We start from the raw sequence: 22,552 nt of genomic DNA, 5'->3' as shown, positions 1-22,552 counted from the left end.
AACGAAAATATAAAAAGTATAACGTTTCGGAAAATAGGTCGACTAAATCATTCCCCGGGCCTTTAATTCAAGGTATTTGTTAATGGTGTTAACGGTAAGTTTTTCTGGAGGCGTTAAAATGGTTTGAATGCCGGCCTGTTGAAGTTCTTTTACAATTAGTTTTTTATCGTAAGCAAATTTTTCGGCAACGGCCTTATAATAAATTTCCTGTAAGGCATGGGCAGGTGTTGTGGTAAGGGCGATTAGTTCGGTATTCTCAAAAAATATTACCACCAGCACATGCTGTCTGTTCAGGCTTTTTAAAAACGGCAACTGCCGTTGCATGCCGTACAGCGATTCAAAATTGGTAAACAACAGCAGTAAACTGCGCTGGGTTATTTTTCTGCGGATGTGACTGTACACCACCGAAAAGTCGGACTCGCGGTAGCCGGTTTTCTGGTTATAGAGTACTTCCTGTATCTGCGCCATCTGCCGGTTGCTGCGGCTTGCCGGCAATGTGGTGTTTATGTCGTTTTGAAAAGTAATCAACCCGGCCTTGTCGGATTTACGGATGGCGATGTTGGAAATGACCAGGCAGGCATTGATGGCGTAGTCGAGCAAACTCATCCCGTTAAACGGCATTTGCATTACACGGCCTTTATCAATCAGCGAATACACCTGTTGCGACCGCTCATCCTGATAATGATTCACCATCAGGTGTGTTCTTCGTGCGGTGGCTTTCCAGTTTAGGGTGCGCACATCATCGCCAGCCACATATTCTTTTATCAGTTCAAACTCCATGTTGTGGCCGATGCGCCTGATTTTTTTAACCCCCACTTCGGTAAGCCGGTTTGAAATGGCCATCAGTTCGTATTTGCGCATCTGGATGTATGACGGATACACCGGTACCAGCGCATCGGCCGAAAAGCGGAATCTGCGTTTAACCAGTTTCAGCGGTGAACTGACAAAGCCGTTTACGGCTCCAAACGAATACTCGCCCCGTTTTACAGGCCGCAGCAAATAGGTTATGGTTTTGTTTGAACGCGATGCCAGAGCCAATTGGAAGGAAACATCGCGTTTCTGAAACTGGTGCGGGATTTCATCAATTACCTCGAGCGAAGCGGTAAAGGGATAAAAATTTTCCAGATATATTCTGATTTCATTTTCATCGCCATTGGATAGCCGGTCGGGGGTAAAGCGGTAACCGTGTAACCCTCGTTTTGGACTGAAGAGCAGTAAAACATCGGTGAGGATTAAAGCTGTAAATACCAGCAGTAAAATTTTTGGGATGATGACCAGTGACGAAACAATAAAGCTCACAATAAAAGCCAGTACTACCATGCCGGTAAACACAAATAACCGGTTGTTGAGGTATAGAGCGTTCAGGAACTTCATCGAACTGGTTAGCGGGGCACTTCTATTTTATCCACGATTTGTTTAACCACATCATCGGAAGTTACTCCTTCCATTTCCTTATCGGGGTTAAGCATAATGCGATGACGCAGTACCGGAGCGGCAACAAACTTTACATCCTCAGGGGTTACAAAATCGCGGCCGTTAAGGGCGGCAAATGCCTTTGAACAATTGAGCAAAGCCACTGATGCACGGGGTGAGCCACCCAGAAACAGCGAAGGATGGTTGCGGGTTTCATGAACAATCTGTGCCATGTACCTCACCAGGTTATCTTCCACATGTACCTGCTGAACAACCTGCCGGTAGGCTTTGATTTGCTCTGCGCTAAGCACCTGTTTTACTTCATCTACCGGTGCGTGGCCCTGGCGGTGGTGGTGGCCGCTGATGATGGCCACTTCCTGCTCAAGATTGGGATAGGCAACAACAACCTTAAAGAGAAAACGATCTAACTGCGCTTCGGGCAGGCGATACGTTCCTTCGTGCTCGATTGGATTTTGCGTGGCCACCACCAGGTAAGGATGCTCCAGGGTGTAGGTAGTTCCGTCCACAGTTACCTGCCGCTCTTCCATTACCTCAAACAGTGCAGCCTGCGTTTTTGCCGGGGCCCGGTTGATTTCATCAATCAGCACAATGTTAGCAAAGATTGGCCCGGCTTTAAATTCAAACTCCGATTTCTTTACGTTAAATACCGAAGTGCCCAGCACATCGGAAGGCATCAGATCGGGAGTAAACTGAATACGGGTAAACTTTACATCAATAACCCGCGCCAGCAATTTGGCCGTAAGGGTTTTGGCTACACCGGGTACGCCTTCAATCAGTACGTGGCCATCGGCCAGTACAGCTGTAATCAGCAGATCAACCAGGTGTTGCTGCCCGACAATGATTTTGCCGATTTCATTGCGGATTTGTTGTACGCTGGCATTCAGTGCGCTGAGGTCGACCCGGTTTTCAAAAAGTTTTTCTTCCATGATTCTTTACAATAAGCTTTGAGTTCTTTACGTGAAATCCTACAGGTTAAAACTATCTAATTTTTTGCTTAAAGCTGTTAATTCATCGGCTGTGATGGCCGGTTTGTTTTGAATGATTTGAATTTGCTTTGCTAGAATATTCACTTCTTCCAGGCTGTTACCGGTCTTGCTTGAAATAGTATGAACCAGGTCATCTGACAGGTGATGCATTTTAATGTTATGTTTATTGCGCAGTTGATCAATAAAAAAGGCAATCCTTTTTTCAGCTATGTTTTTATGGTCGGCCGATTGGTAATACAGGTTGCCGATGGTGCGCACAAATTCGAGGGTTGAGTTACCCAGCGGTTTAATTACGGGTATAACACGCTGCGTTCGCTTTATTTCAAACAGGATAAACAACAGCAGGGCAGCTATGGAAACATAGTATGCCCATGCCAGCGGTTCATTGCTAAGGATAAAGCGCAGCGGGGTAGCAGCTTCCATCCGGCCCAGGTGATAGAACTCCGTCCAATAGGTATCGGCTACCGGTAAATGCGAAAGGCTTCGTTCAATAAACTGATAATTGCTTCCTTGCAGCAGGTACACATTTGTGAATACCAGCGGGGTGGAATTAACATACAGGCTGCCCTTGCCCCACGTTATTTTAAGCGTTACCGGCAGGTCAAGATCATTTACGGCAATCACTTGTGTTCGGGTTGAATCGAACGAAGAGAAATAATTATGAATGTTCTTTCGCGGAAAGACATTTTTTTCCAATGCAGGTAAATCCGGATTGGTAAATTCCAGGTAAGAGGAGTCGTTCCGGTTGAACATGTCTGAAAAGGATGAATCGAAAAAATAATCGGATGTGCCCAGGTTCAGCGTATCGGCAAAGGTGCCGTCAAAATATTGAGCGGCAATAAATGCGGTGCCGCCTTCGTGGATATTCCTCAGCAGGGACTCCACATCTTCTTTACCCGGCTTAAAAGTTGTTGAGAAACTGATAAAATTAACCGGTGTGTTTACGGAATCGTACCACTCGTAAACTGTAAGGTTACTCAAATAAATTTTCTTCCCCTGAAACAGGTTAGGCATGAGTTCGTTCAATGCGTAGGTGCCGTGCGGATTCTTGTCTTTATGGTAGAACGTGATGGTCCAGTCAATCTCGCGCGGAGAAACCATTTTTACGATCAGGTAAACAGCCACTGCGGCCAGCAGGTAAGCGATATATTTCCAGTCTTTACGCACTACACGGTGGTTTTCCAGTTTTCGTAAATAGTTTTTACCCGGTCAAACAGGTGCGAATTAATCGCAAAATTGCCGTACCAGGCGTACTCAAAGTAAAAGTTCAGTTCGTTGAAGCCGGTGCGCAACCGGGCATCGGTTAGTTCGTCAAGGTAATCGTGGTTGGTTTTGCCGGGTTGCCAGTGGATGCGGTGGTGATCGGCAAGCAGTTTTAAGGCTTGCAGAAACACCAGCCGGATGGCTTGCCTGTACTGCTCCTGTTGCAGCGCTTCGCGGATGAGTTTTTCGAAATCCAGGCTGTGAATATCTTCCTCAATTACTCCGGCTTTTAGGGGTGTTTGTGTTTTGTAAAATAGTGTAAATGGATCAACCTTCATCAGCCGCATGGCCACATAAATGATTGCGATAAGTGCCAGTGCGACAATGAGCACGGAAACCCAGTCGGCAGAGGCTGCTGCCTGAAGCAGCGACTCGATGAGGCGGTTCAGCCAGATTTTGAACCGTTCCCACAGGCTCATCACGGCCGGGGCCTGGGTGTAGCTTAGCTCCGGATTACTCTTTAGTTTCTCAAGTGTTGACTGGTCAAAACTGCGCAGCTCAATGGCGCTGCTATCGGTTAGCGGCAACGTGGTTCCTTCCGCTGCAAGTGTTACAAACGAAATACAAAACAGTAAAATAAAAATGCTAATACTGTTCATCCTTCGGTTGTGATGCTGGCGTTTGACCAATCGTTTCAATTTTTGTGAGCAGCCCTTTGGCTTCCTTGAGTTCTACCAAATTAAAGTACTGGAACGCCAATGCAAGCAGCGGTATGGCGTACAGTAAAAAACTGACAATAAAATACAACGTCATAAAAACATTGTTAATCAGTTCGCTGATGAATGACGGCTCGGCCACGGGTCCTCCTTCCAGGCTGTGCATCATGCTGATAAAAAAGTTTATGTACCAGGGAATTAAAAAAGCCGAGGCAATGGTGCTTTGAATGATGGAGGCAACAAGCAGCAACCCGAAGGTGCTCCACCACTTGTCCTTAACAAGTGTAAAGCACCTTGAAACAGCTTCGAAAAAACTTGTTTTTTCCCAGGTTCGTACAACGAAAATCAGGGAGAGGGCAACCAGCATGTAAATAAAGGCAAGCACCGTAACGATACCCACAATCACACCGAGAAATACAGAAAGGAAACCGGCCCCGGCAATGATCAGCACAATCAGTATATAGCCGGCCATCAACAGCAGCCAGTACAGCAGGGTGGTGCCAAAATACATGGGCAAGGTATTGCGCACACGCTCCCAGATTGCTTCTACCGTGATATTGTTGCTTTTTGTGGCCTCATACTCCAGCATGTAATTGTTCACCACCGATACGATCACCACAAAACTGGCGAGCATCAGCAGAATGGCGCCTGCTATTTGTATCCACAGGATGGGCGATGTGAGGTAATCAACCATCATCTCCGGGTTGCCCTGGTTGCGGCTGAAGCCCATAACAAAATCGAAATACCCGGTGTACAGCTTACCGGCCAGAATACTGCCGATGAGCATGGGTGGGCCGGCTATGTACAGCAGGCATCTGGTTAGCGGCTTAATATTTTGTTTGATGAATTCAAATGTGGCGTTGAGTTTTTTGCTGAAGTCGCGTGCTTGCTGGAACTCAATCGGTACGAAGGTTTGCATGGCGGGCCAGGTTGCTTGGATAAACAACAAAGTAATACAGAATCAGCCAAGCCGACAACCCGATAATTAGAGTCTTTAACGAAACCGGCATAAACGTGTAACGTGTGATATACGACTCAATAAACCCGGCCAGGATAAACAAGGGGATAAGCCCCATAACAATTTTTACCCCGCGTTTAACACCCTCTTTAAAGGAATACAGGCGCGGATAGGTTCCGGGAAACAGAAAACTGTTGCCCATAACAAAACCAGCGGCACCGGCAATTACAATTGACGATAATTCGATGGTGCCGTGCAGCATGATTACCGAAAGGGAATGGGCCAGCAACCCTTCTTTGTAAAAGAAGGAGAGGAATGCGCCCACCATGATGCCGTTCTGAAACAGAATAAATCCCGTGCCGATGGAAAAAAACAAGCCTGCCACGAACGCTACCATCGAAACCCGGATGTTGTTGTAGGTGATGGCAAAAAACATGTCTGCTTGTTCCATGCTGCCGTACACGGCCATCGGGTTGCCGTTTTTTATGTTTTCGATAGTCATGTTTACGTAGGCATCGCCAAGAATAAGCCGTACAAATGTTTCGTCATAGATGGCCGAAACCGCCCCGATAAGTATGGCCAGCATGAAGATGATGAACGCATAGAGCATGTGCCTGCGCGACTGGTAGAGCAGCAGGGGCACTTCGTACTTCCAAAAGGTGATGAACCGGCTGCGGTCTTCTTTTTTGTTTTTATAAATCTCCAGATGGATTTTGGAAGCCAGCGAATTGAGGTATTGCGTTACCCGGCTGTTGGGGTACTGCGTACGCGCAAACGAAAGGTCATCGGTAAGCTGAATAAAAACCTCAGCCAGCCGGTCGGGGTGAGGCCGCTGGGCCTGCAGGGTTTGCTCAATTACCTGCCAGCGTTCCTGGTTCCGTTTTACAAAGGCAGCTTCGCGCATACATGAAATTCAAGGTTCAAGGTTTGAAATTCAAAGTTTAGATACAACTAAACCCAGAACTTAGAACCTTTAACTTCGAACCTATTTCTGACCGGAAACTTCAATCACCTTATTCCACACCCGCCACACATTTTGGTAGCAGATTTTTGCAATGTCATCGGGCGAGTAACCTCTGCGCAATAATTCAGCAATCAGGTTGGGGTATTGCGATACATCTTTCAACCCGGTAGGCAGGCTGTCGCCCACGCCATCGTAATCCGAGCCAAGGCCCACGTGGTCAATGCCGGCCAGCTGAACCACGCGATCAATATGATTGGCCACCGTTTTTACATCGGCATAGAGCGAAGGGTTTTTCTTGCGGAATTCTTCGATCACCGGTTTGGCTGCGGTGTCACGCCATGATAAGTTTTTTTCCTTTAGTAACGCCATTAACTTTTTTCGGTTTTCATCGTTTTGTTTGGCCACGGCCGAATCCAGAAAGGTTGAGCCGAAATTTATCTGGATAACCCCGCCATTTTGTTTCAGTTCCTTTATCATGTCATCGGCCATGTTGCGCTGCCAGCCGGGTGTAAAGTAGCGCAACGATGAGTGTGAGGCGATTACCGGTGCCTTGGTAATTTTCAGTACATCGTAAAAGGTGCTGTCGGATACATGAGAGATATCCACCATAATGCCTACCCGGTTCATTTCTTTCACTACCTGTTCGCCAAACGGGCTGAGGCCTCTCCAGGTATTTAGCGTGTCGTAAGAGGAGTCGCAAATCTGGTTGTCTTTACCATGCGTGAGGGTGATGTAACGAATGCCCCGGTCGAAGAAATATTTTACGTTGGCAATGTCGTTACCGATGGGTGCGCCATTTTCCATGCCCATTGGCAGTGAAATCTTACCTGCTTTAAAATTGGCATCGGCCTCAGCGGGTGTATTGGCCAGACCAAATTTATCGGGGTGCGCTACGGCAATGCCCCGCACCATGTCAATCAGCGAATCGGCCAGCGCTTTGCCCATATCGGGCTGAAGTTGGTAGCTTGACGGTATATAAATTGACATAAAGGGCGCATCGAGCCCGCCTTTTTTGGCGCGCTCGTAATCAAAATCGCCTTCGGTGGTGCTGATGGGAATGCCCAGATATTCGCGCTCCAGCCTGAACTTGGAAACTTTTAACCGATAGGGCAGGTCAACATGCCCATCGGTAATGATAAATGCATGAGCCAGCGAGTCGGCAACTTTTGCCAGTTGTTCATCCGATAGCCTGGTGTAGTCAACTTTTTCGCGGGTACCGCAGGCGGCCAGTACCAGCAGCAGGCCCACCGCGATTTGTTTTGTAATTTGCATGGCGTTTTGATTTTTGATTTTGAAAGATTACTGATTTTTTGAAGGGATGCAAACCGTTTCTGTACGAACAACCCAGAATGTAATTATCCAATACCCGGCTGCCAGCCTGGGCGACCGCATTTTTGCGTACTTGATTGACTTGGCTATTATTATTGCCTACTTCATATTGCTTGCATTTATTTTAAGTTCGGCAGGTAATGTATCAGGCATCTTAATTATTGCGCTGTTTGCAATCCCTGTTTTTCTCTATCATGTGTTGTTCGAAATTTTTATGGACGGTCAGAGTCCGGGTAAAAAACAAATGGGCATTAAAGTGGTGCGGCTGGACGGCACACCGCCCACCATCGGCAACTACATCATCCGGTGGCTGATCCGCATTGTTGAAGTTGACTTTATGTCGGGGGCCATAGCCATGCTCACCATTGCCATCAACGGTAAAGGTCAGCGGTTGGGTGATATAGCCGCAGGCACAGCCGTAGTTAAACTGGTAAAGCAACGCGAAGTAACAGCCCGTGACGTGTTTACCCTGGCCGAAGAAACCTATGTGCCTGTTTTTCACCAGGTAACACAGTTGAAGGATCAGGATATCGAACTTATCCAACAGGCGCTGGAATTAAACCGTACCACGGGCAATGATCGCCCGGTGTTGGCGGTAACCGAAAAAATAAAATCGCTGCTCGGTATTCAAACCGATATGCCGCCCGTGAAATTTCTGTACACCATTGTGAAAGACTACGGCCATATTACTTCGCGGTGATGGAGCACTCCTATCCAGCGTACACCAGGGCGCAACTCGCGCTCCGCAACGGCCAGGATAAACCCGAAGTGTGGGTTGCCTACAAGGGATTGATCTATGAGGTTACTCACTCACGCCTCTGGAAAACGGGTAAGCACTACGAACATTGGGCGGGGCAGGACCTGACGGACGAGCTGAAAGATGCACCGCATACGGAGAAAGTGTTTGATAAGTTTAGGGTTATTGGAAGATTAGAGTCGTCCTGCGACTATAACTCGTAAGACGACTGAAAACACAGAAAGATTAACAGGTAGATGATTCCGTTGCAGTTATATCATATCTTTAACAGGGGCAATAACAGGCAGCCGATTTTCTTTAAAGAGAAGAACTATTTCTTCTTCCTCGCTAAAGCAAAATCCTGTTTTTTGAAACATGGTGATTTTGTGGCCTATTGCCTGATGCCAGATCATTTTCATTTCCTTTTCTATACAAGTGAGAATTTTAGACCCGATTATTTTACGAATGATTTTAGAGTTATGCTGAGTTCATATACTCGCGCTATAAACATACAGGAGGGCCGGGTGGGCAGTTTGTTTCAACAACACAGTAAATTTAAGTTGGTGGATGAACCTGCCTATGGTACAGCTTGCTTTCATTACATACACCAGAATCCGATTAGAGCAGGGTTGGTCGATAAAATGGAGAAATGGGATTATTCTTCATTTAACGACTATTACTTCAAGCGTAACGGGTTGGTGAACTCCAGTCTCGCATATCAGTTACTTGATATTCCGGATAATCCTGAGCAATTTTATTCATTGAGTTATACAGTTAAAATTTTTGATGAGTCGTCCTACGACTTCAAGTCGTAGGACGACTGATAAAAGCATGATTCTGATAGCTGACAGCGGAGCCTCAAAAACCGATTGGCGCATCATCGGCACCAACGGTACCATTGAACAGGCGCAGTCCATCGGGTATAACCCGTATTACCAGCCCATCGACCAGTTTGAAACCGAAATACGCGAGGTAGTGCTGCCGCAGATTAAACACACCATTAACGAGATCTATTATTATGGCACAGGGTGCTCGTCTGACCGGAACCGGCAACTGATCCGCAACGTGCTGCAACGGTATTTTGCCAATGCGTACATCGAAATCTGGCACGACCTGGAAGCGGCTGCCCGCGCCCTGTGCGGACGCGAAGAAGGCATAGCCTGCATTCTTGGTACGGGTGCCAACTCGTGCTACTACGATGGAAAAAAAATTGTAGAGAACGTAACCTCGCTTGGGTATGTGCTGGGCGATGAGGGTTCGGGCGCCTGGATGGGGAAACGCATTCTGGGCGATTACCTGCGAAAAGATTTGCCCGCTAAACTCTGGGACCAGTTCAAAAAACGCTTTCCGATGGACCGCGATGAGATTCTCAACCGGGTGTACAGCCAGGATATGCCCAGCCGGTTTCTGGGTAGTTTTTCCCACTTTATCTTTCAACATATTAAAGAGCCCTATTGCTACAAACTGGTGTATGATGGTTTCAGCGAATTCTTTGATAAAAACGTACTGAAATATGATCGTGCCCCGGAATTAAAAGTTCATTTTGTGGGCTCGGTGGCTTTTTACTTCAGCGATGTGCTGCGCCAGGCAGCAACCGATAAAGGAATTACCGTAAAAAATATTCTGGAAAGTCCGATTGCCGGGTTAACGTTGTACCATCAAACCAAAGTTACCAGCTGATGCCCCGCAAGAATACGAGTATTACGGAATCGTCTTCCTACTACGACCGGCTCGAGCGGATGAGCATCCGGGAATTACTGAAAAATATAAATAAAGAAGATAAAACTGTTCCGCTGGCCATTGAAAGGGTCATTCCGAAAATTGAAAAACTGGTTGTCGTTATTGTACGGAAGATGAAAGCAGGCGGGCGGTTGTTTTATATCGGTGCGGGCACGAGCGGCCGGCTGGGTATTGTGGATGCGAGTGAGATACCGCCCACCTACGGCATGCCGCACGGCCGTGTAATCGGGTTGATTGCCGGTGGCGATAAAGCCATCCGCAAAGCCGTAGAACATGCCGAAGATGATCCGAGGCAAGCCTGGAAGGATTTGAAGAAGTACAGCATCAATAAAAAAGATGTGCTTATCGGCATTGCCGCTTCGGGCCGCACGCCTTATGTGGTGGGCGGGCTACGCGATGCAAAAAAAAACAAAATCACAACTGCCTGTATTACCTGCAACCCGAAAAGCGAGGTGGCCCGCTTTGCCGATTACCCGATTGAGGTGATCGTTGGGCCTGAGTTTGTTACGGGCAGTACCCGCATGAAGGCCGGCACCGCACAAAAGCTGGTGCTCAATATGATCAGCACAACCGCAATGGTCAAACTGGGCCGGGTAAAAGGCAACAAAATGGTTGACATGCAACTCACCAACAACAAGCTGATTGGCCGCGGTATAAAGATGATTATGGAAGAGTTGGGGATTGATGAGACTAAAGCTTCAGTATTATTAAATAAATTTGGTTCCGTTCGAAAAGCCATTCAGGCTGCAACGCGCTAGTTTATGATTTCATATAACCCTGAAAAGATTCCTGTAAAAATTTTTTCATCTTCCGAAGAAGCCTCCGTATTCGTGGCCGGTGAAATTGCTGCGCTAATCAAATCGCGCCAGCGCGAAAAGAAGCCGTGCGTACTTGGCCTGGCCACCGGCTCAACACCAACACGCGTGTACGATGAGTTGGTGATGCTTCACAAAAAGAAGGGCCTCAGTTTTAAAAACGTGTACACCTTTAACCTGGATGAGTACTACCCCATGCACCCGGATTCGCTGCAAAGCTATGTACGGTTTATGCGCGAGTACCTGTTCGATCACATCGACATACCGGCAAAGAATATTCACATTCCGGATGGCACTGTGCCAAAAGAAAAGGTGGCCGCATTTTGCAGGAGCTATGAAAAGAAAATCCAGGATTTGGGCGGCATTGATGTTCAGATCCTCGGCATTGGCCGCACCGGCCACATTGGTTTTAACGAGCCCGGCTCTACCGAAAAATCGTTTACCCGCCTCATTACCCTCGACCATGTTACTCGCATGGATGCGGCCAGCGATTTCTTTGGCGAAGAAAATGTTCCTCGCAAAGCCATTACCATGGGCGTGGGTACCATCCTGAAAGCCAAACGCATTATTCTGATGGCCTGGGGCGAAGGCAAAGCGTCCATTATCCAGAAAGCCGTAGAAGGGCCGGTTACCGATCAAAACCCTTCATCGTTTTTGCAATACCACCCGAATGCACTGGTGGTGCTGGATGAGGCCTCGTCCTCCGAACTCACCAAAATCAAAACACCCTGGCTGCTGGATGAGGTGGAGAAGTGGAATGATAAACTTGTTCGCAAAGCTGTGGTGTGGCTTAGTCAAAAAGTAAATAAGCCGGTGCTCAAACTTACCAACAACGATTACACCGAGCACGGCATGGGCGACATCATAACAGAGTACGGCTCGGCCTACCAGGTAAACATTAAAATATTCAACGAACTGCAGCACACCATCACGGGCTGGCCGGGTGGCAAGCCCAATGCCGATGACACGCACCGTCCTGAACGGGCCAAACCCTTCCCCAAGCGTGTGGTTATTTTCTCGCCCCATCCTGATGACGATGTGATTTCGATGGGCGGTACGTTTATCCGGCTGGTTGATCAGGGGCATGAGGTGCACGTAGCTTACCAGACATCGGGCAATATTGCCGTGTTCGATGATGATGTGATCCGCTTTGCAGATTTTGTAAACGATTTCAGTGAATCATTTAAACTGAACAAATCGGCCAGCGAAAAACTGCTGAAACAGATAACCGCAACCTTAAAGAAAAAGAAACCCGCACAGGTTGACAGCCCGGAAGTAATGCAAATCAAAGGACTCATCCGCAGGGGTGAAGCCAAAGCCGCATGTCGATATGTGGGCATTCCTGAAAGCAACATCCACTTTCTGGACATGCCGTTTTATGAAACCGGTAAGGTAAAGAAGAAGCCACTGGGCGAAGAAGACATCAGCATTATTGTGGACTTACTGGAAAAAATAAAACCACACCAGATTTATGCGGCAGGCGATCTCTCCGATCCGCACGGCACCCACCGCGTTTGCTTAGCGGCTATTTATAGAGCCATTGAACGATTAAAGAAAAAAACCTGGATGAAGCAGTGCTATGTGTGGCTGTACCGGGGCGCCTGGCAGGAGTGGGATATTGACCAGATTGAAATGGCCGTACCGCTGAGCCCCGATGAATTGTTGCGCAAACGCAAAGCCATTTTCAAACATCAATCGCAAAAAGACAGCGCCTTGTTTCCGGGTACGGACCAGCGCGAGTTTTGGGTGCGTGCTGAAGACCGGAATCATGCCACGGCTGCCGCCTACAACAAACTTGGCCTTGCCGACTACGAAGCAATGGAGGCGTTCGTCCGTTATAAGTTTTAAATCATACCGGTTGAACCTGTTCAACCAAAGCTAATCGGGGTATCAGGTACTTGCGATTGGTCTTTATTTCATGACAATAGAACCGTGTTCTGCGTAATTCTCCTTTTTTAAATAACTGGCCCCGAAGTTTAAACAGGCTCCCCGCAGCAAGATGGTCTAACACAACAACCGCTGAGGGTGTTGAATCGTACAGCCGGAGTTCCTTTGTTAATGCCGGATCGGAAAAGGTAGAAGCCTTTGGATTTTCCAGGTGGGTGATCAGGGGGTTCAGTATAGAAGGTGGAAAAACTTCGGTGGTTAATAGCGGCTGCATGAGTTGTTTAAATTCTTTTTTCCACTCCTGGCCATGAGGGGTAACGCTTCGCCCGAATTTTTTGTGAGTCAGAAGGTGGGCGACTTCGTGAATGTAGGTGATAAGAAACTGGTACCGGTTCAGATCACGGTTAATGGTAATAGTATAACCAGCGTGCCGGGCTGAGAAATCGCCTGCTTTGGAGTGCCGCGATTTGCTGAGTATAAAACGGAATGGCTTTTTTCTCCAGAGTTCAAAGCAATACGCTACGGCCTTTTCGGGCAGGTTGGCAACCAGGATTTTTTCTAGGCTGAACTCGGGCATACCCCCTTTAGAAACAAAAAAGGCTTTAGTTTTTCTAAAGCCTCTCCGGAAACAATCGTCTTCGGATTGATTACTGTGCGGCAGTGCTGTCTGCAGCGGTTGAGTCAGCAGGTGCTGCTTCCTGAGCAGGTGCAGTCTCTTCCGTAGCGGGTTCAGTAGTAGCTTCTTCAGCCTTCTTTCCGCCACAAGCTGCAAATGCAAAAGCAAAGCCACAAACCATCAACAGGGCAAATAACTTTTTCATAGTTTACAGGTGTTTAAAATATGGCGCAAATATACTATGAATTGCGCATGTCAAGGGGGAGGGGTAAGAATTTTTATTTTTTCTTGAAAATCAGCCGGACGGGTACCCCTTCAAAGTCGAAATGCTCCCGTAACTTATTTTCCAGATAACGTTCGTAAGCCGGCTGGATATACTGGGGCAGGTTGCAAAACAACGCAAACGATGGAAACCGCGCATTAACCTGGGTGATGTATTTAATCTGAATAAACTTGCCCTTGATGGCCGGAGGGGGGTAGCGCTCAATTTCCGGCAACAAAGCCTCATTCAGGCGCGATGTAGGGATTTTGATGGTTTTGTTCTCATACACCTTCACGGCCTTTTCGATAACCTGAAAAATGCGCTGCTTATTAAGGGCTGAAGCGAAAATAATGGGTATGTAGTCGATGGGGGCCAGTTTTTCCAGTATGTCCTTTTTATAGGTATCGGCTGTTTTTGAGTCTTTTTCAATCAAATCCCATTTGTTTACCATGATAACGATGCCCTTGCCCTGCCGGTGGGCCAGGCTGATGATGTTCACATCCTGCGACTCCATTTTACGTTCAGCATCGAGTACCACAATGCACACATCGCTTTCTTCCAGCGCCCTTAGCGAACGCAGCACCGAGTAAAACTCAATGTCATCTTTTACCTTTGATTTTTTACGAATGCCGGCCGTATCAATCAGGATGAAGTTTTTGCCATACAGCTTGTAGTGCGAGTGGATGGCATCGCGGGTAGTGCCGGCCTCATCAGTTACGATGCTCCGCTCAGTACCCAGCAGGGCATTCAGCAGCGAGGATTTGCCTACGTTGGGCCTGCCCAGGATGGAAATTTTCGGGATGCCGGCATTCGGATCCTCCACACCTTCTGAGGGGAAAATCTTCACCAGGTCATCCAGCAGTTCACCGGTTCCGCCACCGTTCTCGGCCGATATAGGGTACACTTCGCCCAACCCTAACTCGTAAAACTCGGCCGCATAGGCCGACTTCTCAGGGGTATCGGCTTTGTTGGCGGCAACAAAAACGGGCTTTTTTGATTTGCGGATGATGTTGGCAAAATCCTTATCATACCCGGTTAATCCATCCTTACAATCAACGACAAAAATTACTGCGGTGGCTTCGTCAAGAGCCATGGCTACCTGCTTGCGTATCTCTGTTTCGAATTTATCTTCCGAGCCGGTTACGTACCCTCCGGTGTCAATTACTGTAAAAAACTTTCCGGTCCATTCGGCATACCCATAGTGGCGGTCGCGCGTAACCCCGGCAATGTCGTCCATGATCGCCTGCCGCTTTTCAATCAGCCGGTTGAACAAGGTTGATTTGCCCACGTTGGGTCTGCCTACTATCGCTACAATGTTTGCCATATTGCTAATGTGCCAATGGTCAATGATTCAATGGGCCAATGATTCAAATAAGAACATTGGCACATTAAACCATCGGCTAATTGACTAATTATCTAAGTATCCAAACCTCCTTAGTTTGTCTTTTTGTTTCCGCCAGTTATCAGCCACCTTAACATGGGTTTCCAGAAAAACTTTTTTGGCAAAGAACCGCTCCAGTTCTTCCCTTGCTTCTGTACCTAATTTCTTGAGCATACTGCCGCCTTTGCCAATGATAATGCCCTTTTGTGAATCACGTTCCACATAAATCTCGGCTCGCATCCGGATTATTGTTTCTTCTTCTTTGAATTCGGTAATCACTGCTTCCGTACTGTAAGGAATCTCCTGGTCAAAGTTCATGAATATTTTCTCGCGGATAATTTCACCGGCAAAGAACCGCTCGGATTTATCAGAAAGCTCGTCCTGCGGAAAATAAGCAGGATGTTCGGGCATCAATTCAATAATGGTTTCGAAAAGCCGGGCTATGTTCTGGCCGGTTGTTGCCGAAACAGGCATAATCGTGTTTACCACAGGCAGGTTTTCTTGCCAATGCTTTACTTTATCCTCTGCCTGCGAGCCCGCTGCCTGATCTATTTTGTTGATTACCAGTACAATGGGTGTTTTAATTTTTTTGAACCGGTCAAACGTTACCGGGTCGTATTTTTCGCCTAGTTCTACCACCAGCAAAATCAGGTCGGCATCTTCCAGCGAGACTTTTACATAGTTCATCATTGCCTCATGCAGGGCGTATTTGGGCTCCAGGATGCCGGGGGTATCCGAATAAACAACCTGATAATTTTCCCCATTCAGAATACCCATAATCCGGTGGCGGGTGGTTTGTGCTTTGGGCGTGGCAATGGAAAGTTGTTCGCCTACTAACCGGTTCATCAGGGTGGATTTCCCCACGTTGGGTTTCCCAACGATACTGACGAAGCCTGATTTGAATGGTTTAGATGGCATTACTTGGAATTCGAATTCCTAATGATTGAAAAATAATAAAAGCGACCCTTTCGAGGTCGCCTTATTTAGTAGCGGGGGTAAGACTCGAACTTACGACCTTTGGGTTATGAGCCCAACGAGCTACCAACTGCTCCACCCCGCGATTTGGTGCACAAAAGTAGAACGCTAAGCCTTAAAAACCAAATAAGCTTCTTCCACCAACCAAACACGGGTTCGATTTCGTAATTTTCAAAATTCGATTTTGCATTTGTAGTTGAAGTCACGATAATCACCGGTACTCTGATGCTCTTCCAGGCAAAACACCCGCTGGCCGAACGCATGCGTCCTTCAAAACTGGAGGACCTGGTGGGGCAGTTACATCTAACCGGTTCAAACGGAATTATCCGCAAGGCCATTCAGTCGGGCAATATACCTTCCATGATTTTGTGGGGTCCTCCCGGTACGGGTAAAACAACCCTGGCCAACATCATTGCCCATGAAGTGAAAAGACCTTTTTACACGCTTAGCGCCATCAGTTCGGGCGTTAAAGACATCCGCGAGGTGATTGATCGTGCGCGGCAGTCGGGCAAATCCATTCTGTTTATTGATGAAATTCATCGCTTTAATAAATCACAGCAGGATGCGCTGCTGGGTGCTGTTGAAAAAGGAATTGTTATACTGATAGGAGCAACAACCGAAAACCCATCGTTTGAAGTAAACTCCGCCTTGCTTTCACGCTGCCAGGTGTACACGCTCAACCCGCTTTCTGCGGATGATCTCCTGTTATTGATTAACCAGGCAATGAGCAAAGACGAAGAACTGAAAAAGCGAACAATAAACCTGGAAGAACATGCCGCATTGTTTCGGTTATCGGGTGGTGATGCACGAAAGGTACTTAACCTGCTTGAGCTGATTGTGGATTCCGTTCCGGCTAACCCGGTTATTATTACCGATGAATTGGCCACACAGGTGGCCCAGAAAAAAATTGCTGTTTATGATAAAAGCGGTGAACAGCACTATGATATCATCTCCGCATTCATCAAATCCATCCGCGGCAGCGATCCGAACGCTGCCCTCTATTACCTGGCCCGCATGGTGGAAGGCGGAGAGGACGTAAAATTCATCGCCCGCAGGATGGTTATCCTCGCCTCGGAAGACATTGGCAACGCCAACCCCAATGCGCTGGTACTGGCCACCAGTACCTTTCAGGCGGTAGATGTGATTGGTTACCCGGAAGCGCGGATTATCCTGGCACAATGCGCGGTTTACCTGGCCTGTTCGCCCAAAAGCAATGCAAGTTATGTGGCGATTGAGGAAGCCATTCGTGTAGTAAATGAAACCGGTGATTTGCCCGTGCCGTTATCCATTCGCAATACGCCTACCAACCTGATGAAAGAACTGGGTTATGGTAAGGGCTACAAATACGCGCACCAATTTGAGGGAAATTTTGCCGACATGGAATTTCTGCCGGAGCAGGTGAGCGGGACAAAACTTTATGAACCGGGCAACAATCCGCGCGAAGAAGAGTTAAGAAAGTACCTTCGCAGCCTGTGGAAAGAAAAATATGGTTACTAAGGGCCCGCATTTGTTATCTTAACGGCCGTCATGAAGCAAATTCTGCTCGATGCCTCTTTTGGTTTTATCCTGCTGTGCCTGGCGGGCGGGCTTGCGTATGCCGCCCTCATGTATTACCGGGTTAAACATCCGTGGAGCAATACGTTAAACCGCATGCTGTTCGCCCTGCGGGCATTGCTTTCCGTATTTCTTTTTTTCCTGTTGCTGAGCCCTATTGTTAAACAGATTGAAACTACAATGGAGAAACCGGTAGTTGTTATTCTGCGCGACAACTCCTTGTCGGTTGCCGAAGTAATTGACTCAGTTTCATTAAAAGCGCTCGCTGTCAAAACTTCCGGGTTAATGGATGGGTTAAGCAAGCGCGATTTTGAACCCGTTAAATTCGATTTACAGGGCAATGATTTTGCCGGTGAAAAGTACACCTCGCCAAGCACCAACATCCATGAAGCTTTGCGTAAAGTTGGTAACCGTTTTGAAGGCCGGAGGATTGAAGGCGTGGTGCTGATTTCAGATGGCATTTACAATACCGGGCTTTCTCCGCTCTATGGCGATTACAACTTTCCGGTGTACACCGTTGGGCTTGGTGATACGTTACAACGGGCCGACCTGGCTGTAAAAGATGTGTTGTATAACAAAATTGCTTACCAGGGAAACCAGTTTCTGCTGCGTGCAGAAATTTCGGCTACCGGCTTTCGCCAGGAGCAGGTTGTTGTTTCGCTTGTACACAAAGGCTCGGTTATTGAACGACAAAGCAAAACTGTTATGAATGACGGATTTATTCCGGTGGAATTCAAACCGGTGGCTGCGGAAGAGGGCCTTCAGCGCTGGGATGTGGTGGTGGAACGAAAACCCGGAGAAAGCAACCTCAAAAACAACCAGGCTACGGTGTTTATCGAAGTAATAAAAGGAAAGAAAAAAATACTGCTGGTGGGCGGGGCGCCCCATCCTGATGTGAAAGCGTTGCGGTCGGTTATTGAAAAGAATGCCAATTATGAACTTGTTCTGCACATACCGCCCGTGAGCGAAGCCGAACCTGCGTTGCTGCAACCAGATGCTGTTGACCTTATTATTTTCCATCAGGTGCCCGATGTGCGGGGCCGCCACCGCGAACTATTTCAGTGGGCGATGACGGGACGTACACCGGTATTATTAATACTGGGCAGCCAAACCGACTGGAACCAGCTTGGCCAGTACAACCTGCCGTTAAGATTTGAACAACCACCCCGTCAATTTGATGAAGTAACACCGGTTATCAACCCGAATTTTTCACTGTTTGCTCTTTCGGCCGAGGCGGGCTCAACGTTCAATGCGTTTCCACCGGTGAGTGTGCACTTTGGAAAGATTCAACCGGTGGCTCAGGCTATGCCCCTGCTCATGCAAAAGGTGGGCAGCCTGGTTACCGATAAGCCGCTGCTGGTGGTTGAAAATTCCGAAACCCGAAAAACCGGTATGATGCTCGGTGAAGGGTTGTGGCGCTGGCGCCTGCATGAATATTCAAAAACCGAAAACACGGCTGTGTTCGATGAGTTTTTCGGCAAGCTTATTCAGTTTCTTTCTACGGCCGATGACAATCGCAAATTCCGGTGTTTTCCGGTGAAGCAGCAATTTTCAGAGACGGAAGCGGTGGTGTTCGAGAGCCAGTTGTTTAACGATATTTTTGAACCTGTTTACGGCAATACCATTGACCTGGAGATAACCGATGAACAGGGAAAACGCGCTCAATACAGTTACATTACGAGCCCCGGAAACACACGGTATTCACTGAGCGGATTGAAGGAGGGTGTGTACCGGTACAAAGCTGCCACCGTAGTGAATGGTGCACGCAATGAAGTACGCGGGCAGTTTCTTGTAACGGCCCAGCAACTTGAGTTGCTTAACCTGACGGCCGATTTTGATTTGCTGCGGAAACTTGCAGCCAATACTGGCGGCCGGTTTTACCCGGTAAACCGGTTTGATGAGTTACAAAACGAACTGACCGCCCTTGAAGCGCGGGGCATCCTGCGCAGTAACGAGCGCTACCGGCCGATCATTAACATGCCTGTGATTTTCATGCTGCTGGTGCTGCTGGTAGGCACGGAGTGGTTTTTAAGAAAATATTTTGGGGGGTATTAAGGGCGTAACGTTTTGGTGCTTTACGTAGTGACGGATTATGAACATAAATGGTTCTACAAAGAACGTCACCCGCCATTACGCCAAACCGCTGTTAGCAGTTCGTGCTTCTCGTCAATCGGGTGTGCCTCCTGTCTGGTTGCCGCAGTTGGCGATTCTCGGAGTCCCGCACCTGCGGCCTCAACCAAGCATCCCGCATATGCGGGATTGATAGATGCACTGCATTTGATTTAACCACGTCAGCCCCATTGCGGCAAACGGCTGTTACCTGCTGGCGTTTTTCTGATATCATTTATTGATGATAAACTTCTTATTTAAGAGTTTTTCTCCATCATTTATTGCAAGAAAATATACACCATTCTGCAATTTTTCTGTATTTATCTCAACGATTTCACCATTTATATTTGAAATAATGTTTTCAAGTTGCCCGAAACTATTGTATATTTTTATTTCGGCATTTTTGCTAAAAGCAGATAATCTCAATGTCAAATAATTCCGGGCTGGGTTAGGATAAATAGCCAATAGGTTTTCAGTTTCATTGTTTTCAGTAATTGCCGTTATAAGCATACTTTCTGCGTAACCAATATCCCAATAGTATCCAGAAAGGCTTGTTATTGTTGCTGTGTCTCTCCCGGTGTACCACATCCTGAATTTATTAGTTATTCCATCATAAATAGTTGCAGGATGTGAAGCCCAGTATCTGTCCCATTGATCTGCAGTTCCAATTTGCAGAATTGGATTTTGTGTCGATTTCAACCAATTAATTCCGTCTGAAGATGTTGCGTACCCTACCTGAAAATTCTCTATTGTCCACTGATCTAATGCGGAATAAAACACATGAAATGTGTTCCCTATTTTTTCAACACAAGGTTCTGCAATGCTGGCAGAATCCCAATTCATCTGCTCTCCTGCAATTAATACAGCCGCAGGGTGAACCGTCCAATTTATCCCATCAGTAGATGTTGCGTAGCCAATGTTGCTTTTCCCATCCGTTGGCTGACTATTGAAGACAAGGTCTGGTGCAGTGAACCACATTTTGTAAATCCCTCCATCTAACACTACACTGGGGCTGGAAATAAAGGTGTTAAACCAACTCGAATTGTTGCCCGGCACAAGAACAGGGTTGCCTGAATATTTTGTCCAATTAATTCCATCGGGAGAGTAGGCATAACCGAATTTATGGTCGTTAACGGGGATGCATTTGGCTTTTCTACCAGCATACCAGAGTTTATATCGCTGATTTGCAGGAGCCGATAAATCCTTGATAACTGTGGGTGTTTCTACACCATCAGAGTCAAATTTTGAAGTATCAGAACTGACATTTAGAATGGGATTTCCGGGATATTCATTCCAAATAATTCCATTCAACGACCATGCATAACCAATTCTTACTCTTGGACACGGGTCGCTAGCTGTTTGCCATCCCACACCAGCGTACCACATTTTCAGGGTATCGTTATCCTTAATCACACAAGCATCGCCTGCTGCCAAAGCCTTCCAATCGGGGAAAACTGCACTTCGGCTTACTACAGGGGTCGGATGTTTTGCCCAGGTAATTTGTGCTGCTAAATTCGATGATACTAATAGCCCCGTTAAGATTATGAGATTAAATTTAATGAGGGGTTTTGTTATCATTTGTTGCATTTTAAGGCAAGTAGTGTTTTTATGCCTGCAGGTAACGTTTTCGGGCTTTGCGTTCGGGCGGGTTTCGGAGCACAAAACTGTCAACCTGCACTGGACTTGAATAGAAGCACAAAGCTACAAGTTTGCACGTCACCCCGCCTGACGCAAAACCCGTGTTATAGCTCGTTTTTCTTCTCATTCGCAAAATTGTCCAATGTCTGAATAGCACCAGTGTTGTCCTTCTTCTTTTGTTGTTCCAAATTCAATTTCTACTTTATGTCTTAAAGAGTTTGGGTTGTTCTGTCCGTTCATTTTTTCTGTGTTTAAGAACCAATCTCCAAAAATTGAGTCACAGTAAAAGCAGCCGTGTGATAAATAGCTGTCGTGAACTGTTTTGCTATATCGTTTTTTTAGTTGCCCGATTTTTAAGTTCTTTCCTGTTTCTGTCTGCAAAAACTGTTTTACAGCTTCGTATATTTTTGGACTTTTGTCAATATCGTCATTGTCCCACATTGAACCCATTAAGTAAAAGTCTTGATTGCAAACCGTAACAAGATTCTGTTCAACTGTCCAAAGGTGTTGAGGTTTATGGCACTTCCAACAACTTGTCTCAAAGAAAACGATTGTTACTTCCTGTTTTGGTTTCAGTCTAATATGTTCACAAAATTTTAGTCTTCTTTTTAATAAACTGTCTACCAAAGTCCTTAATGGAAGTTGTGTCTGTTTGAGTTGAGCAATAATATTTGAGTTCTCGTCTTTGAAAATTTTGAATGCTGGAATTTCTTTGTCGGCTTTTAGGTGTTCATCATATTCTCTTAATTCTTTTGGTGCAGTTCGGAAAAACCAACAACCACGAACATTAGATTCTTTATATCTGTCTTGGCGAAACTTTGTGTCTTCAAAAGTCTGTCTGCTCCATTGAACTTCAAATGCAATTCGTTTTTCATTTTGGATTGCTAAAACGTCCGCACGCCAATTAGTCTCTGAAAATTCAGGTATAGCTTTCCACCCATTTTCTTTGCAAGCTTCAATTATTTCAATTTTTGCTCTTAAATGTTCTGGTGATTCTGGTTTCCAATCACAAGTGTTATCCGATTTTGCGTGAACAAAATGTCTAAGACCTTTACTACTTGTTCTTAAAAAGCCTTCTTCTTTACAACACGGCAATGTCAAAACGCACTCTTTTGATTTGAGTCGCTTTTTTAAATCGTCCCATTGTTTTTCGTCTTGGTCAATGGAAATGATTTCTTCATTGTCTATGTATGCTCTTAATGGCATTTTGTCTTGTCGTTGGTTGTCGTCTTAAAATGAGCTATAACAC

The 22,552-nt window shown here is 46.6% G+C and carries 21 protein-coding genes and 1 tRNA gene; 8 read left to right on the top strand and 14 right to left on the bottom strand.

The features are described 5' to 3' along the window. Window positions 1-42 precede the first annotated feature (42 nt). The 7 genes from HRU69_02590 to HRU69_02560 form a co-directional block, all read right to left on the bottom strand. Window positions 43-1,374 (bottom strand): DUF58 domain-containing protein, encoded by a 1,332-nt coding sequence (locus HRU69_02590; GenBank protein QOI96436.1) that lies wholly within the window; start codon window positions 1,372-1,374, stop codon window positions 43-45. Window positions 1,375-1,382: 8 nt separating this feature from the next. Continuing rightward, the gene (locus HRU69_02585; protein QOI96435.1) at window positions 1,383-2,360 is read right to left on the bottom strand and encodes a MoxR family ATPase; all 978 of its coding nucleotides are present in this window, start codon (window positions 2,358-2,360) and stop codon (window positions 1,383-1,385) included. Window positions 2,361-2,399: 39 nt separating this feature from the next. Beyond that, the gene (locus HRU69_02580; protein ID QOI96434.1) at window positions 2,400-3,587 is read right to left on the bottom strand and encodes a hypothetical protein; all 1,188 of its coding nucleotides are present in this window, start codon (window positions 3,585-3,587) and stop codon (window positions 2,400-2,402) included. Further along, a complete protein-coding gene (locus HRU69_02575; GenBank protein ID QOI96433.1) occupies window positions 3,587-4,282 on the bottom strand; it encodes a DUF4129 domain-containing protein in 696 nt (231 codons plus the stop codon). Before HRU69_02575 ends, HRU69_02580 begins: the two co-directional genes overlap by 1 nt. Then, window positions 4,269-5,258, bottom strand: a complete 990-nt coding sequence (locus HRU69_02570) for a hypothetical protein (GenBank protein ID QOI96432.1) — start codon at window positions 5,256-5,258, stop codon at window positions 4,269-4,271. The genes HRU69_02575 and HRU69_02570 overlap by 14 nt, the downstream gene beginning before the upstream one ends. Then, complete coding sequence (locus HRU69_02565; protein QOI96431.1) at window positions 5,236-6,201, bottom strand: stage II sporulation protein M; 966 nt, start codon at window positions 6,199-6,201, stop codon at window positions 5,236-5,238. The genes HRU69_02570 and HRU69_02565 overlap by 23 nt, the downstream gene beginning before the upstream one ends. 81 nt (window positions 6,202-6,282) lie before the next feature. Continuing rightward, a complete protein-coding gene (locus HRU69_02560; protein QOI96430.1) occupies window positions 6,283-7,533 on the bottom strand; it encodes a membrane dipeptidase in 1,251 nt (416 codons plus the stop codon). Window positions 7,534-7,579: 46 nt separating this feature from the next. On the opposite strand from HRU69_02560, the gene HRU69_02555 reads away from it, so the two are divergent. Genes HRU69_02555 through nagB form a run of 6 tightly spaced genes read left to right on the top strand, consistent with a single transcriptional unit; the run spans window position 7,580 to window position 12,729 of the window. Continuing rightward, window positions 7,580-8,290, top strand: coding sequence for an RDD family protein (locus HRU69_02555; protein QOI96429.1), 711 nt, complete (start codon window positions 7,580-7,582; stop codon window positions 8,288-8,290). After that, window positions 8,290-8,550, top strand: coding sequence for a cytochrome b5 (locus tag HRU69_02550; protein QOI96428.1), 261 nt, complete (start codon window positions 8,290-8,292; stop codon window positions 8,548-8,550). The genes HRU69_02555 and HRU69_02550 overlap by 1 nt, the downstream gene beginning before the upstream one ends. Before the next feature lie 33 nt (window positions 8,551-8,583). Further along, on the top strand, window positions 8,584-9,141 hold the full coding sequence (locus HRU69_02545) for a transposase (GenBank protein ID QOI96427.1): 558 nt from the start codon (window positions 8,584-8,586) through the stop codon (window positions 9,139-9,141). A gap of 16 nt (window positions 9,142-9,157) precedes the next feature. Beyond that, window positions 9,158-10,006, top strand: a complete 849-nt coding sequence (locus HRU69_02540; GenBank protein ID QOI96426.1) for an N-acetylglucosamine kinase — start codon at window positions 9,158-9,160, stop codon at window positions 10,004-10,006. Then, window positions 10,006-10,824, top strand: a complete 819-nt coding sequence (gene murQ / locus HRU69_02535) for an N-acetylmuramic acid 6-phosphate etherase (protein ID QOI96425.1) — start codon at window positions 10,006-10,008, stop codon at window positions 10,822-10,824. The genes HRU69_02540 and murQ overlap by 1 nt, the downstream gene beginning before the upstream one ends. A gap of 3 nt (window positions 10,825-10,827) precedes the next feature. After that, entirely contained in the window at window positions 10,828-12,729 is a 1,902-nt protein-coding gene (gene nagB / locus HRU69_02530) for a glucosamine-6-phosphate deaminase (protein QOI96424.1), read from the top strand. Window position 12,730: 1 nt separating this feature from the next. Here the strand turns inward: nagB and HRU69_02525 are convergent, their stop codons facing one another. From HRU69_02525 to HRU69_02505, 5 genes are all read right to left on the bottom strand, one after another. Next, a complete protein-coding gene (locus HRU69_02525; protein ID QOI96423.1) occupies window positions 12,731-13,345 on the bottom strand; it encodes a SprT-like domain-containing protein in 615 nt (204 codons plus the stop codon). A gap of 70 nt (window positions 13,346-13,415) precedes the next feature. Then, window positions 13,416-13,589, bottom strand: a complete 174-nt coding sequence (locus tag HRU69_02520) for a hypothetical protein (GenBank protein QOI96422.1) — start codon at window positions 13,587-13,589, stop codon at window positions 13,416-13,418. Between the two features lie 73 nt (window positions 13,590-13,662). Continuing rightward, complete coding sequence (der, locus tag HRU69_02515; GenBank protein QOI96421.1) at window positions 13,663-14,970, bottom strand: ribosome biogenesis GTPase Der; 1,308 nt, start codon at window positions 14,968-14,970, stop codon at window positions 13,663-13,665. Between the two features lie 84 nt (window positions 14,971-15,054). Continuing rightward, on the bottom strand, window positions 15,055-15,945 hold the full coding sequence (era, locus tag HRU69_02510) for a GTPase Era (protein QOI96420.1): 891 nt from the start codon (window positions 15,943-15,945) through the stop codon (window positions 15,055-15,057). 69 nt (window positions 15,946-16,014) lie between these two features. Beyond that, a tRNA-Met gene (locus tag HRU69_02505) sits at window positions 16,015-16,087 on the bottom strand. Window positions 16,088-16,227: 140 nt separating this feature from the next. Between HRU69_02505 and HRU69_02500 the strand changes: the two genes are divergently transcribed. Continuing rightward, complete coding sequence (locus HRU69_02500; protein QOI96419.1) at window positions 16,228-17,499, top strand: replication-associated recombination protein A; 1,272 nt, start codon at window positions 16,228-16,230, stop codon at window positions 17,497-17,499. Window positions 17,500-17,529: 30 nt separating this feature from the next. Then, window positions 17,530-19,611, top strand: coding sequence for a VWA domain-containing protein (locus tag HRU69_02495; GenBank protein ID QOI96418.1), 2,082 nt, complete (start codon window positions 17,530-17,532; stop codon window positions 19,609-19,611). A 285-nt stretch (window positions 19,612-19,896) separates the two neighbouring features. Here HRU69_02495 and HRU69_02490 read toward each other — a convergent pair whose 3' ends face one another. Next, on the bottom strand, window positions 19,897-21,243 hold the full coding sequence (locus HRU69_02490) for a T9SS type A sorting domain-containing protein (GenBank protein QOI96417.1): 1,347 nt from the start codon (window positions 21,241-21,243) through the stop codon (window positions 19,897-19,899). A 183-nt stretch (window positions 21,244-21,426) separates the two neighbouring features. Beyond that, window positions 21,427-22,509, bottom strand: coding sequence for a hypothetical protein (locus tag HRU69_02485; protein QOI96416.1), 1,083 nt, complete (start codon window positions 22,507-22,509; stop codon window positions 21,427-21,429). Between the last annotated feature and the right edge of the window lie 43 nt (window positions 22,510-22,552).

It is taken from the genome of Flammeovirgaceae bacterium (assembly GCA_015180985.1).
In the GTDB taxonomy this organism is placed as follows: domain Bacteria; phylum Bacteroidota; class Bacteroidia; order Cytophagales; family Cyclobacteriaceae; genus UBA2336.
This window is presented reverse-complemented; position numbering and strand designations above follow the sequence as displayed.

Coding starts and splice junctions, on each gene's coding strand:
- HRU69_02590 (QOI96436.1), bottom strand. CDS start 1,374: ATGAAGTTCCTGAACGCTCTATACCTCAACAACCGGTTATTTGTGTTT.
- HRU69_02585 (QOI96435.1), bottom strand. CDS start 2,360: ATGGAAGAAAAACTTTTTGAAAACCGGGTCGACCTCAGCGCACTGAAT.
- HRU69_02575 (QOI96433.1), bottom strand. CDS start 4,282: ATGAACAGTATTAGCATTTTTATTTTACTGTTTTGTATTTCGTTTGTA.
- HRU69_02570 (QOI96432.1), bottom strand. CDS start 5,258: ATGCAAACCTTCGTACCGATTGAGTTCCAGCAAGCACGCGACTTCAGC.
- HRU69_02565 (QOI96431.1), bottom strand. CDS start 6,201: ATGCGCGAAGCTGCCTTTGTAAAACGGAACCAGGAACGCTGGCAGGTA.
- HRU69_02560 (QOI96430.1), bottom strand. CDS start 7,533: ATGCAAATTACAAAACAAATCGCGGTGGGCCTGCTGCTGGTACTGGCC.
- HRU69_02555 (QOI96429.1), top strand. CDS start 7,580: ATGCAAACCGTTTCTGTACGAACAACCCAGAATGTAATTATCCAATAC.
- HRU69_02550 (QOI96428.1), top strand. CDS start 8,290: ATGGAGCACTCCTATCCAGCGTACACCAGGGCGCAACTCGCGCTCCGC.
- HRU69_02545 (QOI96427.1), top strand. CDS start 8,584: ATGATTCCGTTGCAGTTATATCATATCTTTAACAGGGGCAATAACAGG.
- HRU69_02540 (QOI96426.1), top strand. CDS start 9,158: ATGATTCTGATAGCTGACAGCGGAGCCTCAAAAACCGATTGGCGCATC.
- murQ (QOI96425.1), top strand. CDS start 10,006: ATGCCCCGCAAGAATACGAGTATTACGGAATCGTCTTCCTACTACGAC.
- nagB (QOI96424.1), top strand. CDS start 10,828: ATGATTTCATATAACCCTGAAAAGATTCCTGTAAAAATTTTTTCATCT.
- HRU69_02525 (QOI96423.1), bottom strand. CDS start 13,345: ATGCCCGAGTTCAGCCTAGAAAAAATCCTGGTTGCCAACCTGCCCGAA.
- HRU69_02520 (QOI96422.1), bottom strand. CDS start 13,589: ATGAAAAAGTTATTTGCCCTGTTGATGGTTTGTGGCTTTGCTTTTGCA.
- der (QOI96421.1), bottom strand. CDS start 14,970: ATGGCAAACATTGTAGCGATAGTAGGCAGACCCAACGTGGGCAAATCA.
- era (QOI96420.1), bottom strand. CDS start 15,945: ATGCCATCTAAACCATTCAAATCAGGCTTCGTCAGTATCGTTGGGAAA.
- HRU69_02500 (QOI96419.1), top strand. CDS start 16,228: ATGCTCTTCCAGGCAAAACACCCGCTGGCCGAACGCATGCGTCCTTCA.
- HRU69_02495 (QOI96418.1), top strand. CDS start 17,530: ATGAAGCAAATTCTGCTCGATGCCTCTTTTGGTTTTATCCTGCTGTGC.
- HRU69_02490 (QOI96417.1), bottom strand. CDS start 21,243: ATGATAACAAAACCCCTCATTAAATTTAATCTCATAATCTTAACGGGG.
- HRU69_02485 (QOI96416.1), bottom strand. CDS start 22,509: ATGCCATTAAGAGCATACATAGACAATGAAGAAATCATTTCCATTGAC.